General features: G+C 63.6%; 16 protein-coding genes. 9 read left to right on the top strand and 7 right to left on the bottom strand.

The window, feature by feature from the left end; all coding sequences use genetic code 11:
- Window positions 1–20 precede the first annotated feature (20 nt).
- Window positions 21–1,409 (top strand): NAD(P)-binding protein, encoded by a 1,389-nt coding sequence (locus AC1DYJ_RS27915; protein ID WP_477286991.1) that lies wholly within the window; start codon window positions 21–23, stop codon window positions 1,407–1,409.
- A 35-nt stretch (window positions 1,410–1,444) separates the two neighbouring features.
- Here the strand turns inward: AC1DYJ_RS27915 and AC1DYJ_RS27910 are convergent, their stop codons facing one another.
- Window positions 1,445–1,963, bottom strand: a complete 519-nt coding sequence (locus AC1DYJ_RS27910) for an N-acetyltransferase family protein (RefSeq protein WP_477286989.1) — start codon at window positions 1,961–1,963, stop codon at window positions 1,445–1,447.
- A gap of 156 nt (window positions 1,964–2,119) precedes the next feature.
- On the opposite strand from AC1DYJ_RS27910, the gene AC1DYJ_RS27905 reads away from it, so the two are divergent.
- Window positions 2,120–3,259, top strand: coding sequence for an MFS transporter (locus AC1DYJ_RS27905; protein ID WP_477287278.1), 1,140 nt, complete (start codon window positions 2,120–2,122; stop codon window positions 3,257–3,259).
- Between the two features lie 297 nt (window positions 3,260–3,556).
- On the opposite strand, the gene AC1DYJ_RS27900 is transcribed toward AC1DYJ_RS27905, so the two are convergent.
- A complete protein-coding gene (locus AC1DYJ_RS27900) occupies window positions 3,557–3,838 on the bottom strand; it encodes a hypothetical protein (protein WP_477286987.1) in 282 nt (93 codons plus the stop codon).
- 824 nt (window positions 3,839–4,662) lie between these two features.
- Window positions 4,663–5,028 carry a response regulator gene (locus AC1DYJ_RS27895; protein ID WP_477286985.1) on the bottom strand — a complete coding sequence of 122 codons (366 nt, stop codon included), beginning with the start codon at window positions 5,026–5,028 and terminating at the stop codon, window positions 4,663–4,665.
- Window positions 5,029–5,166: 138 nt separating this feature from the next.
- On the opposite strand from AC1DYJ_RS27895, the gene AC1DYJ_RS27890 reads away from it, so the two are divergent.
- The 4 genes from AC1DYJ_RS27890 (at window position 5,167) to AC1DYJ_RS27875 (ending at window position 9,247) form a co-directional block, all read left to right on the top strand.
- Window positions 5,167–5,955 carry an alpha/beta fold hydrolase gene (locus tag AC1DYJ_RS27890; protein WP_477286983.1) on the top strand — a complete coding sequence of 263 codons (789 nt, stop codon included), beginning with the start codon at window positions 5,167–5,169 and terminating at the stop codon, window positions 5,953–5,955.
- Window positions 5,956–6,066: 111 nt separating this feature from the next.
- The gene (locus tag AC1DYJ_RS27885; protein WP_477286981.1) at window positions 6,067–7,167 is read left to right on the top strand and encodes a PAS domain-containing sensor histidine kinase; all 1,101 of its coding nucleotides are present in this window, start codon (window positions 6,067–6,069) and stop codon (window positions 7,165–7,167) included.
- Between the two features lie 101 nt (window positions 7,168–7,268).
- Window positions 7,269–8,942 carry an FAD-dependent oxidoreductase gene (locus AC1DYJ_RS27880; protein WP_477286980.1) on the top strand — a complete coding sequence of 558 codons (1,674 nt, stop codon included), beginning with the start codon at window positions 7,269–7,271 and terminating at the stop codon, window positions 8,940–8,942.
- A complete protein-coding gene (locus AC1DYJ_RS27875) occupies window positions 8,939–9,247 on the top strand; it encodes a UBP-type zinc finger domain-containing protein (RefSeq protein ID WP_477286978.1) in 309 nt (102 codons plus the stop codon). The genes AC1DYJ_RS27880 and AC1DYJ_RS27875 overlap by 4 nt, the downstream gene beginning before the upstream one ends.
- Window positions 9,248–9,277: 30 nt before the next feature.
- On the opposite strand, the gene AC1DYJ_RS27870 is transcribed toward AC1DYJ_RS27875, so the two are convergent.
- The 4 genes from AC1DYJ_RS27870 to AC1DYJ_RS27855 all read right to left on the bottom strand — a co-directional run bounded on the left by AC1DYJ_RS27870 (window position 9,278) and on the right by AC1DYJ_RS27855 (window position 13,169).
- Window positions 9,278–9,451 (bottom strand): hypothetical protein, encoded by a 174-nt coding sequence (locus tag AC1DYJ_RS27870; RefSeq protein ID WP_477286976.1) that lies wholly within the window; start codon window positions 9,449–9,451, stop codon window positions 9,278–9,280.
- Window positions 9,452–9,805: 354 nt separating this feature from the next.
- The gene (locus AC1DYJ_RS27865) at window positions 9,806–10,984 is read right to left on the bottom strand and encodes a trans-sulfuration enzyme family protein (RefSeq protein WP_477286974.1); all 1,179 of its coding nucleotides are present in this window, start codon (window positions 10,982–10,984) and stop codon (window positions 9,806–9,808) included.
- Entirely contained in the window at window positions 10,981–12,414 is a 1,434-nt protein-coding gene (locus AC1DYJ_RS27860; protein WP_477286972.1) for a pyridoxal-phosphate dependent enzyme, read from the bottom strand. Before AC1DYJ_RS27860 ends, AC1DYJ_RS27865 begins: the two co-directional genes overlap by 4 nt.
- A 356-nt stretch (window positions 12,415–12,770) precedes the next feature.
- Window positions 12,771–13,169 (bottom strand): RidA family protein, encoded by a 399-nt coding sequence (locus AC1DYJ_RS27855; protein WP_477286971.1) that lies wholly within the window; start codon window positions 13,167–13,169, stop codon window positions 12,771–12,773.
- 143 nt (window positions 13,170–13,312) lie between these two features.
- Between AC1DYJ_RS27855 and AC1DYJ_RS27850 the strand changes: the two genes are divergently transcribed.
- The 3 genes from AC1DYJ_RS27850 to AC1DYJ_RS27840 all read left to right on the top strand — a co-directional run.
- The gene (locus AC1DYJ_RS27850) at window positions 13,313–13,645 is read left to right on the top strand and encodes a hypothetical protein (RefSeq protein ID WP_477286969.1); all 333 of its coding nucleotides are present in this window, start codon (window positions 13,313–13,315) and stop codon (window positions 13,643–13,645) included.
- On the top strand, window positions 13,642–14,289 hold the full coding sequence (locus tag AC1DYJ_RS27845) for a cysteine hydrolase family protein (protein WP_477286967.1): 648 nt from the start codon (window positions 13,642–13,644) through the stop codon (window positions 14,287–14,289). The genes AC1DYJ_RS27850 and AC1DYJ_RS27845 overlap by 4 nt, the downstream gene beginning before the upstream one ends.
- Window positions 14,290–14,392: 103 nt before the next feature.
- Window positions 14,393–14,576, top strand: a 184-nt coding sequence (locus AC1DYJ_RS27840) for a hypothetical protein (protein WP_477426318.1), incomplete at its 3' end; no start/stop codon positions are given.

The raw sequence follows: 14,576 nt of genomic DNA, 5'->3' as shown, positions 1-14,576 counted from the left end.
GAATGATGGAAGGTATAGAAATGACCACGCAAAGCGATCTGCCCATTGCCGTCATCGGCGCCGGTCCGGTTGGGTTGGCGGCAGCGGTCCATCTGTTGGAACAAGGCTTGCCGGTGAAGGTCTATGAGTCCGGCAGCGGCGTTGCGTCCAACCTCAGGGATTGGGGCCATGTCAGGGTGTTCACGCCCTGGCGCTATTGCATCGATCGCGCGGCGAGAAAATTGCTCGAGGCCCATGGTTGGCACATGCCAGAGCCCGAGGCATTCCCCACCGCTGGCGAGCTTGTCGAGCATTACCTGGAACCACTTGCCGGGCTGCCGGAACTGGCGCCGGCGATCGAAACCGGCGCTCGCGTCATTGGCATCTCGCGCTGGGGCGCCGACAAGGTGCGCAGCCGGGGGCGCGAGGCACGGCCCTTCATGCTGGTGGTCGAAACGGCCAATGGCACAAGGCGCGACAGCGCCCGTGCCGTCATCGATGCGTCGGGCACCTGGCAGACGCCAAATCCGTTAGGTGCCGGCGGCATTGCAGCCGAGGGAGAGGCGGAATTCGCCGATCGCATCGCTTATGGCATTCCCGATATTCTCGGTCGCGACCGGAGCGCTTATGCCGGCCGCACCACGTTGGTTGCCGGCTCCGGCCATTCGGCCGCCAGTGCCTTGCTCGACTTTGCCAGGCTGGCTGATGATGAGCCGGGTACAGCGTCCATCTGGACGACGCGCGGCACCGATCTCGTGCGCATCTATGGCGGCGGCGATCTTGATGCCTTGCCGGCCCGCGGCGAACTTGGATCCGACGTCAGAGATCTTGCCGAAAGCGGCCGCGTCCAATTGCTCACAGGATTTGCCACGACGGCAATTCGCGAGGAGGGCGGCCGCCTCATTGTCGAAGGCGAGACAGCGGAAGGTCGGCGTGAGATCGGTCCGGTCGATCGCATCATCGCCGCAACAGGCCAGCGGCCCGATCTCAGCCTGACCAGGGAGCTTCGCCTCGACCTCGATCCGTGGCTTGAAGGCGTCAAGGCGCTGGGGCCGCTCATCGATCCCAACGAGCATTCTTGCGGTGATGTGCCGCCGCATGGCCATCGCGAGCTCAGCCATCCCGAGCCCGACTTCTACACGGTCGGCATCAAGAGCTATGGCAGGGCGCCGACCTTCCTGTTGCTGACGGGTTATGAGCAGGTCCGCTCTGTCGCTGCCGCGCTGGCCGGCGACATGGTTTCCGCCGACGCGGTGCAACTGGTGCTGCCGGAAACCGGCGTCTGTACGGTGCCGTCTTCTTCACTTGGCGATGCCTCAAAAGGCTGTTGCGGCGGCCCGGCAGCAAAGGAGGCGGATGCCTGCTGCGTCGCCGATGCCGAGGCAAAAGCTGGCGGCAAGGGTGGCTGCGGTTGCGGCGTCGCCGCGTGAGCCCGCTGCCACCATCGACGTCCGGCATGCGCAGCCTAAAGCTGCAGATGCTTCATGAAGTAGATCGAGACTTTCGGCTGGCCATGCGGGTCGACAAAGTGATGCGGGACAGAGCCGACCTCGTGCCAGTCGAGCCGCCTGTAAAGCCGCTCGCTGGCCCCGCCCTCGACCGTATCGAGGAGGAGCAAGGACCGTTTTCTAGCCATGGCCTCACGCTCGACAGCCTGCATGAGAGCGAGACCGATGCCTTGCCGCTGGAAGTCGCGATGAACGAGGAGCTTGTAGACTTCGGCCCGGTGTGGCGCGTTAGGCTCCGGCGAAAGATAGAGCTGAACCGTGCCGACGACACGGCCGTCCATATCGGCGCAGATGAGGAGCCGTTCGCCTTCCCTCACCGAACGGAAAACACCCTCCCAATGTGCCAGCGCCTGAGGCTCATCGAAAGGAAGCACGAAGCCGACGAGCGCGCCGTCTTCGACGCTCTGGGCCAGCATCTCGGCCAGGGCGCGCACATGAAGCCTTGCCTCAGTCTCATCAAACACCGCGATGCGCATCGGATCTTTCCTCTAGAGAGCTCACAGATAGCGGGCTTTTGCGGGCGCGTGAAGGCACCGACGATGGCCGCTGCACGCGCTTTTCGGGAGCATGCCTGAGTGGCTACAATCCCAAGCCGTCCTGTCATCGTCACGACGCTCGGCCTCACGCAGATCATGGCATGGGGCTCCTCCTACTATCTGCCGGCGGTCATTGGCCCTGCCGTGTCGGCCCAGACCGGCTGGCCCTTTCCCTGGGTGATCGGCAGCCTGTCGCTCGGGCTCTTGGTCGCGGGCCTGATATCGCCGCATGTCGGGGCGGCGATCGAACGCCATGGCGGGCGCATGACGCTCGCCTTCAGCGCCGTTTGCCTCGGCGTCGGCCAGGTGGTGGTGGCAGCGTCGCCGACGCTGGCCGTCTTCGTCGCCGGCTGGCTGATCATGGGTTTCGGCATGGGCGCTGGCCTTTACGACGCCGCCTTCAGCACGCTCGGACGGCTGTATGGGCGCAATGCCCGTTCGACCATCACCAGCCTGACGCTGTTTGGCGGTTTCGCCAGCACGGTGTGCTGGCCAATTTCGGCCTATCTGCTCGATGCGTTCGGCTGGCGCGGCGTGTGCCTGGTCTACGCGGCGATCCAGCTTGTGGTGGCATTGCCGGCCTATCTGCTCATCCTGCCGCGCGGCGTTCCCGCCGAAGCGTCTGCCCACACGGCTGCCGCGCCGGAAATGGGCCTGGCGCCGCGCAGCCTGCCGCTGATGGCGACTTTGGCGGCAAGCATCACGCTGTCGGCGGTCACATCATCGACCTTGTCGGTGCATCTGCTGACCGTGCTGCAATCCACCGGCCTGGCGCTGGGCGCGGCGGTCGGCCTTGGCGCGCTGGTCGGCCCTTCCCAGGTCGGCGCCCGCGCCATCGAGATGGCCATCGCGCGCTATCACCATCCGATCTGGACCAAACTGGCCTCGGTGACCTTTGTTGTCATCGGCGTGGCGACGCTCTGGACCGGCCTGCCGGTGCTGCCGGCCGCTCTCATTTTCTACGGCGCCGGCATCGGGCTGGAATCGATCGCGCGCGGCACGCTGCCGCTCGCCCTGTTTGGCGCCAGCGGCTATGCGAAGCTGATGGGCCGGCTCGCCATGCCGAGCCTGATCGCCCAGGCCGCGGCGCCGTCCGTCGGCGCGCTGCTTTTGCAACATACCGGTGAGCGCGGATTGCTGAGCGTGCTGCTCGGGCTTGCGCTGATCAACGTCGCGCTGGTCGGCGCGCTGTTTGCCTTGACGCGCGGGGCCATGCGGCCTGTTCGCACCAGCTAGCGGCAAGTTGCGACGCGCGCCATTCGGCGTCGAAAGGTGTTTCAGGTCAGGATCAGGCCGGCCAACAAGACCGCGAAGAGCACCGAAGCCGGCACAGCAAGAAGCCACCGGGCTTCCAATACGCTGTTGTGTGGATCATCCATTGTCTTGTTCCCCTAGAGCTCTTTGTTTTCCCGCAATTCCCAAGGGAAGCGCTTCGCGCTTTTCCCGGGAAAACCGCACACACTTTTCCTGGAATTGCTCTAGTGAAAAGCTGGCTCCAGCGCTCCTCCCGCGCTGGAGCCGCAGCCTGTCGGCTCAACCGCCGGAGGCAGGAGCCGGGGCTGGAGCCGCCGGCGCGGGCGCAGGTGCCTCAACCTTGGGTGCAGAGGCAGGCGCCTCGGCCTTGGGAGCAGCGGCGGGCGCCTCGACCTTGGGCGCCTCGACTTTCACGTTGATGTCTTGTCCACCGCCGCCGCCATTGAGATTGATGACGCCGGTGACAAAAAGCAGGGCAACGATTGCGACGATTGCGACAACAATCGCTACCGCCGTTCCTGCGCCCCCTCCAGAATTCACAACAGTTGGTCCGTCGGCCATGTCTTCCTCCTTTTAAGTTTCTCGAGGGGCAACGGCGGCTGTATGCCTTTGTTCCTGCTCAGGGTATTCAGTCGTAGCGCTTTAGGACTTCAGTCTGAACCGGAGCAGCTTCGAGACGAAAGCGTCTCCCATGTCTGGTCAGCCGGGGAAGCCAACGCCAGCTTGCTGGTCGCCAGACATTCGCGGATCGTGTTTCGGCCTCATGGGACTTAAGTCCGACAAAGCGCGCAATGGTCCTAAGGGCAGGACTGTTGGGAACAGGGAGCACGTCTGGCTGTTGTTTGAGATCGCGGATTGAAGAGCTTGGCTGCGATTTGGGTTTTGGCATGAACAGGGAGAGCCGTCGTGAACAGGATTATTTGGGCCGTTGGGGCTGTCGTCATCATCATCGCCATACTGAGCTTTTTTGGGCTCCGGTAAGACCGGCATTTGAGGTGCAATGGTTATGACGCAATCCGTGCAAGCGCCGCTCGTGTCCGAAACCAGCCAAGATCGGGAGATCAATTGTGAAGTCGCCTTGGAGGCGGCATTTGGAGAGCTAGTGGCGGCGGCATTGGCTCAAGGGTGGACACCCAGGGAAACAGCTGCCGCTTTGGTCAACATAGCAGCCGAGCACGCCCAGAAAGTCGACGAACTTGTCGTAGACGCTTCCCCCGCTGACGCTGCATAGATCGATCTGACCGCCGGCGCGATCGCCGACGTCGTCACCCATGGCCGGCAATTTCATCGACTGACGCAGCTTTCGGGCCCCGTCTCGACGGTGAATGCCGGGGCATCATGCTGGCCTGCGCGGTTGAAGCACGGGTGCCCGAAACCAGTCCGGATCAACCTCCCGTAATTTTCCTGAACGCCGTGGCGACCTCACCATGCCTGTAGGGCTTGGAGAAGAACACGCCTCCGTCGGGCAAATCGGTGATTTCAACGATCCGGTGGCCCGAGGTGATGACGATCTTGACCGGCGGCCACCTGTCTCGCACAGCGGCGGCCAGTTTCAATCCATCCATGCTGCCGGGCATGTCGATGTCGGTGAAAAGGACGCTGATGGGCGGGTGAATTTCGAGCAGGTGAATTGCCGCGTCGGCCGTGGCGGCTTCGTAGACAAGGAAGCCCTCCTGCTGCAGAAAATCGACTATATCCAGGCGTATAAGCTCTTCATCTTCGACGACGAGGACTGAAATGGGCAATGTCATTTGCGTTATTCGATCGTCTTCATCATGCCCAACGTTTAGACCGGCGTTACGATCCCGCCGCAAATCATTTGGTTGTTATTTGTGGCTCCCGTCGAAAGACGCTATCTGCATGGTTTGAGATTTTATGAAAGAGTTAAAGTGGACGTTCTGAAGCGCAACAATGTCAAGTTGAATGGGACCGGCCCGGCGACGATGGTTTTCGCCCACGGCTTCGGTTGCGACCAGAACATGTGGCGCTTCGTCGAACCGGCATTCCGCAATGACTTTCGCACGGTGCTCTTCGACCAGGTCGGAGCCGGGCAATCCGATCTTGCCGCCTACGAGCCCGGCAAATACGCCTCTCTCGACGGTTATGCCGATGATCTCGTCGAAATCGGCCGCCAGCTTGGCCTGAAGGGCACTGTTTTTGTCGGACACTCGGTCAGCGCCATGATCGGTGTCGTGGCTTCGCTGAAAGCCCCGGAACTGTTCGAAAGCCTCGTCCTGGTCGGACCGTCACCACGTTACATCGATGACGGTGCCTATGTCGGCGGCTTTTCCGAACGAGACGTTGACGACCTGCTTTCCTCGCTTGCCGACAACCATATGGGCTGGTCGGCGGCGATGGCGCCGGCGATCATGGGCAATCCGGATCGCCCTGAACTGGGTGAGGAGTTGACCAACAGTTTCTGCCGAACGGACCCCGATATCGCCCGCCAGTTTGCGAGCGCGACGTTCAAATCGGACAACAGGGCGGACCTGCCGAAGGTAAGGGCGCGCACGCTGATCCTGCAATGCTCCGACGACATCATCGCCGGCGATCAGGTCGGCGCCTATGTGCGCGACAACATCACCAGCAGCAGACTGGTGCATCTGGACGCGGTTGGCCACTGCCCGAACCTGAGCGCTCCGCAGGAGGTGATCTCGGCGATCCGGTCCTTTGTCTAGAGCGTTTCACCGTTTCAGAGAAACGGCGAACCGCTCTATCTCTTTGTTTACGCAATTCCGGACGGAAAACCGCTCACACTTTTCCTGGAATTGCTCTAGGCGGTTCAAAAAATGCCGGACACCCAAAACAAATACCTGGATCTTTTCGAGAACGCACCTTGCGGCTACCTCGCGATCAAGGCCGACGGCGTGATCGTGGAGGTGAACGCCACCTTCTGCGAGTGGACCGGCTTCGAGAAGCAAGCCATCGTCGGCAAGCGCTTCCGCGAATTGCTGAACATGGCCGGGCGCATTTTCTATGAGACGCATTTTGCGCCGCTGCTGCGGATGCAAGGCTTCTTCGACGAGGTCGCCCTGGACATCGTCAAGGCCGACGGCGAAAGCCTGCCGGTGCTTGCCAATGCACGGGAGAAACGCGCGCCGGACGGCAGTGTGATCGACACGCGCATCACCGTGTTTCGCGCCACGCAACGCCGCCGCTACGAGCGGGAGCTGGATGCCGCGAGACGCAATCTGCAGATCGGTCTCGATACAGCGCAGGAAACGTCGGAGTTGCGCGATCAGTTCATCGCGGTTCTGGGTCACGATCTGCGCAATCCTCTGGCTTCGATATCGGCCGGTAGCCATATGCTTGCCCGCAACATCAACGATGAGAAGACCGCCAAGGTCTTGAGGCTGATGCTGGCGAGCGTGTCGCGCATGAGCGGCCTGATCGACAACGTGCTCGACTTTGCCCGGGGCCGTTTGGGGGGTGGTCTTGAGCTGGTTCGAGATCGCGGAAAATCCATCCAGCCGGCGCTGGAGCAGGTCGTCGATGAGATCCGCAGCAGCTTCCCGGAGCGCGAAATCGACGCGGTTTTCCATCTTGAAGGCAGTATCGAGGCCGACCACGCCCGGATTGCGCAACTGTTCTCCAACTTGATGGGAAACGCCATCACCCATGGCGATCCCGACACGGCAATCGGCGTCAGTGCGGTCATTGCCGACGGCAGCTTCGAACTTTCGGTATCGAATGGCGGCGATCCGATCTCGAAGGCCGCCATGGAGCGTCTGTTCCAGCCTTTCTATAGGGGCGAACCGAAGGGCCGCCAGCAAGGACTCGGGCTTGGCCTCTACATAGCGTCCGAGATTGCGCAGGCCCATGGTGGACGTTTGGACGCGTCCTACGACAATGGCCGCACGTCCTTCACATTCCGCATGCCCGCATCGTAGTGCGAAGCGGCAAGCAGCGGGGCATTGGACAACCTGCCCTCGCGGCTAGGCGCTGAACAAAGCGCTTCAAACCCGGCGCCCATGACGCTACGCTCCCATTCATGGCCCCACCCGCCCAGCCGATCACCGTCACCCGCCGCGACCAGATGTTTCCCATCCTGGCCGAAGCCGATATCGAGCGCATGCGGCGGTTCGGCGAGGCGAGTTCCTATGAAGCGGGCGAGCATATCGTCACCGCTGGCACTGTCGCGCCGGGGCTGATCGTCATCCTGGCGGGCACGGTCGATGTCACCCAGGATGTCAGTCCGGGCCGGCGCGAGACCATCATTACCCACGGGCCGGGCAATTTCGTCGGCGAGCTAGCGCAGCTTTCCAGCCGGCCGTCGCTGGTCAATGCCGTGGCCAAGGAACCGGTCGAGGCCTTCGTCATTCCCTCGCAACGGCTGCGCGACCTGATGGTGCAGGAGGCCAGCCTTGGCGAGCGGATCATGCGGGCGCTGATCCTGCGCCGCGTCGGGCTGCTGGAAAGCGGCTCGAGCGGGCCGATCGTCATCGGCCCGGCCGGCAATGGCGACACGCTGCGGCTGCAAGGCTTTCTGCGCCGCAGCGGCCAGCCGCACCGGGCGCTGGATTCCGACAGCGATCCGTGCGCGAAAACGCTGATCGGGCATTTTCATGTCGACCCGCACCATCTGCCGATCGTGCTCTGTCCCAACGGCAAGCTGATGCACAATCCCGGCGAAACCGAGCTCGCCCGCTGCATCGGCCTGCTGCGGCCGATCGACTCAGACATCGTCTATGACGTCGCCATTGTCGGCGCCGGGCCGGCCGGGCTGGCGGCGGCGGTCTATGCGGCGTCCGAAGGGCTGTCGACCATCGTGCTCGATTGCCGCGCCTTCGGCGGCCAGGCCGGCGCCTCCGCGCGCATCGAAAACTATCTCGGCTTTCCCACAGGCATCACCGGCATGGCGCTGATGGCGCGCGCCTACAACCAGGCGCAGAAATTCGGCGTCGAAATGGTCATCCCCGACGAGGCGAAGCTGCTCGGCGCCGCCAGCGACGGCTACACGCTTGCCGTCGGCGACGGCGAGAACCTGCGCGCGCGCACGGTGGTGATCGCCAGCGGCGCCCGCTACCGCCGGCTCGACATCGCCAATCTGGCCGGGTTCGAGGGCACGTCGGTGCATTACTGGGCCTCGCCGATCGAGGCGCGGCTCTGCGCCGGCCAAGAGGTGGCGCTGGTCGGTGGCGGCAATTCGGCGGGCCAGGCAGCGGTGTATCTCGCCAGCCAGGTCCGCAAGGTGACGATCCTGGCGCGCCGCGGCGGCCTCAGGGAAACCATGTCGCGCTACCTGGTCGAGCGCATCGAGGCGCAGCCCAACATCGAGGTGCTGGGCGAGACCGAGATCGTGTCACTGGAAGGCGAAGGCGGCAATCTCACCGCGCTCAGCTGGCGCAACCAGGCGACTGGCGATGTCGAGACCCGCCCGATCCAGCATCTCTTCCTGTTCATCGGCGCCGACCCCAACACCGACTGGCTGGCCAACTGCAATGTGGCGCTGGACGCCAAAGGTTTCGTGCGCACCGGGGCCGACGTCGCAGCGGGGCTGATGGAGACCAGCCGCAGCGGCGTGTTCGCCATCGGCGATGTGCGCTCCGGCTCGGTCAAGCGGGTGGCGGCCGCCGTCGGCGAAGGCGCCCAGGTGGTTGCGGCCTTGCACGCCTATCTCGCGCGAACCGACGCAGCAGCGCCCGAACTGGCCAGGAGAGCATGATGGACGAATGCAGACACACGACAGGCATCAGAAAGGTGACGCCGAGCGCGCTCGGCTGCGAGGAATGCCTGAAGAGCGGCTCGATGTGGGTGCATCTCAGGCTCTGCCGCACCTGCGGTCATGTCGGCTGCTGCGACGACTCGCCCAACCGCCACGCCACCAAGCATTTTCACGCCACCAAGCATCCGGTCATCGAAGGCTACGACCCGCCGGAAGGCTGGGCCTGGTGCTTTGTCGACGAGGCGTTCATCGATCTCGAAGGCGACGTGACGCCACAGAACGGCCCGATCCCGAAGTTTTTCTGAGGCAGTGGCTGCTATAAGCTAACCGCGCCGTTATTTCACCGAGCCGGTGACGGTGCGGTCAACAGCATCGGCATCGCGCCCGTTGCCGGCTAGCGTGGCGATGATCAGCAGGCTGACGACGACAGGGACAAACAGGATGGCCACGCGGGCCTGCACGTAAAAAATGGCGCGCCATTCGCTGCGCTTTTCGGGGCTGTTGTCCATCACACTCACTCTCGTCACGCCTCCCTGGAGGGGCATAGCGGGGAACGGTTAAGCAAAGGCTTCCGATTGTGTTAACGCGGCGGTGGTTCCGCTCCGAAAGCGGATGGCTTTGGACACTGGTTGGTCTGCGATCTAATCTCGTCAGTCAGCGCTGCCCCTCATTGTCCTGCCGGACATTTCTCCCCGTAAACGGGGCGAAAGGGGCAGCTCCAGCGGCGGCCCTTTTCTTGCAACGCCGGCGATTGGCGAAAGCGCCGACAACAGCCTTTTCTCCCCGTCACTATACGGGGAGAAATGTCCGGCAGGACAATGAGGGGCGGCGTCGACGTCAGACACCTTGCGCAAACCGACGGGCTACCCCCGCAGCGCCTGATCCAGATCAGCGATCAAATCATCGCCGTCCTCGATGCCCGCGGACAGTCGCACCAGCGAATCCGATATGCCGATCGCGGCGCGCTTCTCGGCGGGAATAGAGCCATGCGTCATCAGCGCCGGGTGCTCGATCAGGCTTTCGACGCCGCCGAGGCTTTCGGCCAGCGTGAACAGCTGGGTGCGCTCGAGGAAGCGTTTGGTGCCGGCGAGGTCGCGGTCGAGGTCGACCGAGATCATGCCGCCGAAGGCATGCATCTGGCGCTTGGCGATCGCGTGCTGCGGATGGCTGGCAAGGCCGGGGTAGACGACGCGGCGCACGTCTTTGCGCGCCTCCAGCCATTGCGCGATCTTCAGGCCGTTGTTGGAGTGACGCTCCATCCTGAGCGCCAGCGTCTTGATGCCGCGCAGCGCCAGAAAACTGTCGAACGGGCCGGAGATGGCGCCGATGGCGTTCTGGAGGAATTTCAGCTGGGCGGCGAGATCCTTGTTGTCGCCGACGATGGCGACGCCGCCGACCATGTCGGAATGGCCGTTGAGATACTTTGTCGTCGAGTGGACGACGATGTCGATGCCGAGCTCCAGTGGCCGCTGGATGTACGGGCTGCAGAACGTGTTGTCGGCGACCGTCAGAACGCCCTTGCGCTTGGCGAGTGCGGCAAGCCCTTCGAGGTCGACGATGCGCAGCAGCGGGTTGGTCGGGGTCTCGACCCAGAGCAGTTTCGTCTCCGGGCGGATCGCGGCTTCGACGGCGGCGAGATCGGTGAAGTCGACGAAGCTGACCTGCAGATTGGCCGAGCGCTTGCGCACCCGCTCCATCAGCCGGAACGAGCCGCCATAGATGTCGTCGGTGGCGACGATATGGGCGCCGCTGTCGAGCAGCTCGAGCACGGTCGAGATCGCCGCCAGGCCGGAGGCGAAAGCGAAGGCATTGCTGCCGCTTTCGAGATCGGCGACCGCTCGTTCGAAGGCGAAGCGCGTCGGATTCTGGCTGCGGGCGTATTCAAAGCCCTTGTGCACGCCGGGCGACTGCTGACCATAGGTCGAGGTCGCGTAGATCGGCACCATCACCGCGCCGGTCAACGGGTCGTGGCTCTGGCCGCCATGGATGGTGCGGGTCGAAAACGCCAGGCGGTTCTTGCCCGTCGGGGTGTGTGCGGTCATCGTGCGCGCCTCAAATGGTTGATCAGGTCGATACGGGTTATCAGGCCGACGAACTCGTCGCCATCGAAGATGATGGCGACCTCGTTGCGGTCGAACACCGGCAAAAGCGCATCCAAGGTCTGGCTGGCCTGCAGCGTGTGCAGGTTGGAGGTCATGGCCGAGCGCACCGGGCCGTTGAAACGGTCCCAGCGGCCATCATAGGGCCCGTCGACCTTCGCCAATATGTCGCTCTCGTCGACGATGCCGACCAGCTTGCCCTCGTCCAGCACCGGCAGCTGCGAGACATCGGAGCGGCGCATGCGGCCATAGGCGTTGAGCAGGCTCTCGTCGGGGCCGACGAACACGGTGTCGCCGGTGCGGTGCGAGCGCATGACGAGATCGCGCAGGTCGCCATGCTGCTCCTGTTCGGCGAGGCCCTGCTCGGCCAGCCAGAAATCGTCGAACACTTTCGACAGATATTTGTTGCCGCTGTCGCAGACGAAGGTGACGACGCGTTTGGCTGTCGTCTGTTCGCGGCAATAGCGCAGGGCTGCCGACAACAGCGTGCCGGAGGACGAGCCGGCCAGAATGCCTTCCTTCGACAGGAGATCGCGCACGGCCAGCATGCTCTGCTTGTCGGGGATGGAGTAGGCCTTCTTGACCAGCGACAGATCGGCATTGGGCGGCACGAAATCCTCGCCGATGCCTTCGACGGTCCAGCTGCCGGCCTCTTCCATCTTGCCGGTCTTGATCAGCGGCGCCAGCACCGATCCGACGGGATCGGCCAACACCATTTCGGTCTTCGGCGACACTTTTGCGAAGTAGCGGCCAAGCCCGGTCAGCGTGCCGCCGGAGCCGACGCCGACGACCACGGCATCGAGATTGCCATCGAGCTGGGCAAAAATTTCCGGCCCGGTGGTGGTTTCATGCGCGAGAGGATTGGCCGGATTGGCGAACTGGTTGGCGTAGAAGGCGCCGGGCGTTTCCGCCGCGATCTTCTCTGCCATGTCCTGATAATATTCGGGATGGCCCTTGCCGACATCGGAGCGCGTCATGCGCACTTCGGCGCCGAGCGCGCGCAGATGCTGGATCTTTTCGCGCGACATCTTGTCGGGCACGACGAGGATGATGCGATAGCCCTTGGGGATGCCGACCTGGGCGAGACCGAGGCCGGTGTTGCCGGCGGTCGCCTCGACAATGGTGCCGCCGCGCTTGAGCTTGCCCTGTTTCTCGGCCGCGGCGATCATCGACAGCGCGATGCGGTCCTTGATCGAGCCGCCGGGATTCTGGCTTTCGAGCTTGATGAACAGGCGGCATTTTCCGGTGTCGAATTTGGTCAGCTCGACCACCGGCGTCTGGCCGATGAGGTCGAGCACCGAGGCGTAGGGCGGACGCAGGCGCGACAACGCGCCGTCCGAACTGCCTGGCGCAGCTTCTTTTTGCTCGCTCATGTCGATGTGCTCCCTGATCCAAGCGACCGCCTCGGGGGCAGAGCGGCAGCGTAGCTTCTTTTCCAGCCGTTTGCAGGCGGAAAGAAGGTAGATCGTGCCAATCAACTGGCGAGAGGGGGAATGTAATTCCAGGAACGGAAGCGTCAAAGTTGAAAGCTGGCGGGACAGCGCCCCCCTCTGTCCTGCCGGACATCTCCCCCACTTGGGGGGAGATCAGCTGTTCTGGCCGACGGCGCTTTTTCTGCAAACGTTGGAGATTGGCGAAACCGCCGACACAGCCAATCTCCCCACTTGTGGGGGAGATGTCCGGCAGGACAGAGGGGGGCGCCGTAGAGCACTGGCGCCAAAAACAATCCTCACTCAACCGCCGCCTGGCCCTCGATCTCAATGAGGAAATCCGGATTGGCGAGGCCGAGCACCCGTATGGCGGTAACCACCGGCGGCGGCCCGCGATCTCCCCAGAATGCCATCCAGGCGCCGAAAGCCCGCCGAAGATCGGCGTCACCGACGATGGCGATCGACAGGCGCACGAGGTTTTCCGGCCGCGCGCCACCGGCCTCGAGCACCATGGCCAGATTGGCCAGCGCCTGCGCGGTCTGCGCGGCGACGTCGCCCTTGCCAACGATCTGGCCATTGGCGTCGACGCCGTTCTGGCCGCCAACGAGCACGATGCGAGCCGAGGCCGGCAGCGCGACGCCTTGCGAATAGGCCGGGCTCATGTGCAGGCCCTTCGGGTTCAACCGCTCGATGCTCATCGTCCGTCGCTCTCCTTGCCTCGTCCCGAACCTCAGGAAAGGGCGACCGACCGGTTCTTTCAACGAACCATCTCGTTCGTTGCCGCTGCCGATTTCGCCATGCTAGCCGAATGGCCTGCGGGGCCAACGCAAGGGAAAGCTCGATGAAGATCATCGCCTACGACAATTTCAAGCCCGGCGTCACCCTGGACAATCTGAAACCCTATCTGCGCGACGAGGTCTCGAATGTCTGGCGGCTGTGGAAGGCCGGCATCGTGCGGGAGAATTATGCGCGCGCCGATGTCGGTGGCGTCATCATTGTCTTCGAGCTCGACAGCGTCGAGGAAGCCCGCCGCTACACCGACGACTTTCCGCTGTCCAAGGCCGGCCTGCTGGAGTGGGTTTTCCTCGCCTTCGATTCCGCGCCCTTGCCGCTCGAATACCTGTTCGATCCGAGCGTCGACATCGCCAAGCCATGGGACCGGACGGCAGCATGATCCGGTCGCGCGAAGGCATCGAGATCGCCACCAGCCTGGTGGAATGGTGCGATCCCAGCCGGATGGCGCTGGTGGTCTATGACATGCAGGTCGGCATCTGCCGGCAGGTGGCCGGCGCGGCGGGTATCGTCGAGCGCACCGGCATCGTGCTCGAGTCGGCGCGTTCGGCCGGCATGCGGGTGGCGTTCACCCGCCATCTGTCGCTGCCGCTGAAATGGATGGGCGCCACACAGCTGCGCACCGCCACGGCCTGGCAGCGGCGCGACGACCCCGATGCGGTCGAGCCGTGGTTTTTGCGCGATGCCGAGGCGACGCAGATCGTGCCTGAGCTGGCGCCGCGCGCGGACGAGGCGGTGTTCGACAAGCTGACCATGTCGGCCTTCGATTCCACGTCGCTCGGCTTTGCGCTCAACGATTGCGGCGTGCGCGCCGTGGCGCTTGCCGGCATCGCCATGGAGATCGGCATCGAGCCGACCGCGCGCCAGGCGACCGACAATGGCTTTGTCGCTGTTGTGATCGAGGACGCCTGCGGCTTCGGCAGCAAGGAAGCCCGCGATCGTTCTATGGAGACGCTGCGTTTCCTCGGCGAGGCCATCATCACCGACGTCGCCGGCTTTTGCGGTGCGCTGGCCGCTGTGGGCTGAGGGATGGGATTCTTGTGAAGAAGGACCCCCACCCTAACCCTCCCCACTGTTTGGACCGGGGACATCGCGAACAGGTGTGCGAGGACATCGCGAACAGTTTTGCATGCTATCGAGCCAGAGTGTTGAGGTCGATTGTTTCTATTTTCTGATGTCTGAACCATGCGTCGAAGACGCCGTCTGTGGCGGTAGGCCTGAAGGCGACGGACTTTCCCGCGAAGGCTTTGCACACGTGGGTTTTGCGACCGAGGATCGAGACGAAGCCTTGCTGCTCGACACGGCAGATGAGG

The organism is Mesorhizobium sp. P2_B11 (genome assembly GCF_056404855.1).
This window is presented reverse-complemented; position numbering and strand designations above follow the sequence as displayed.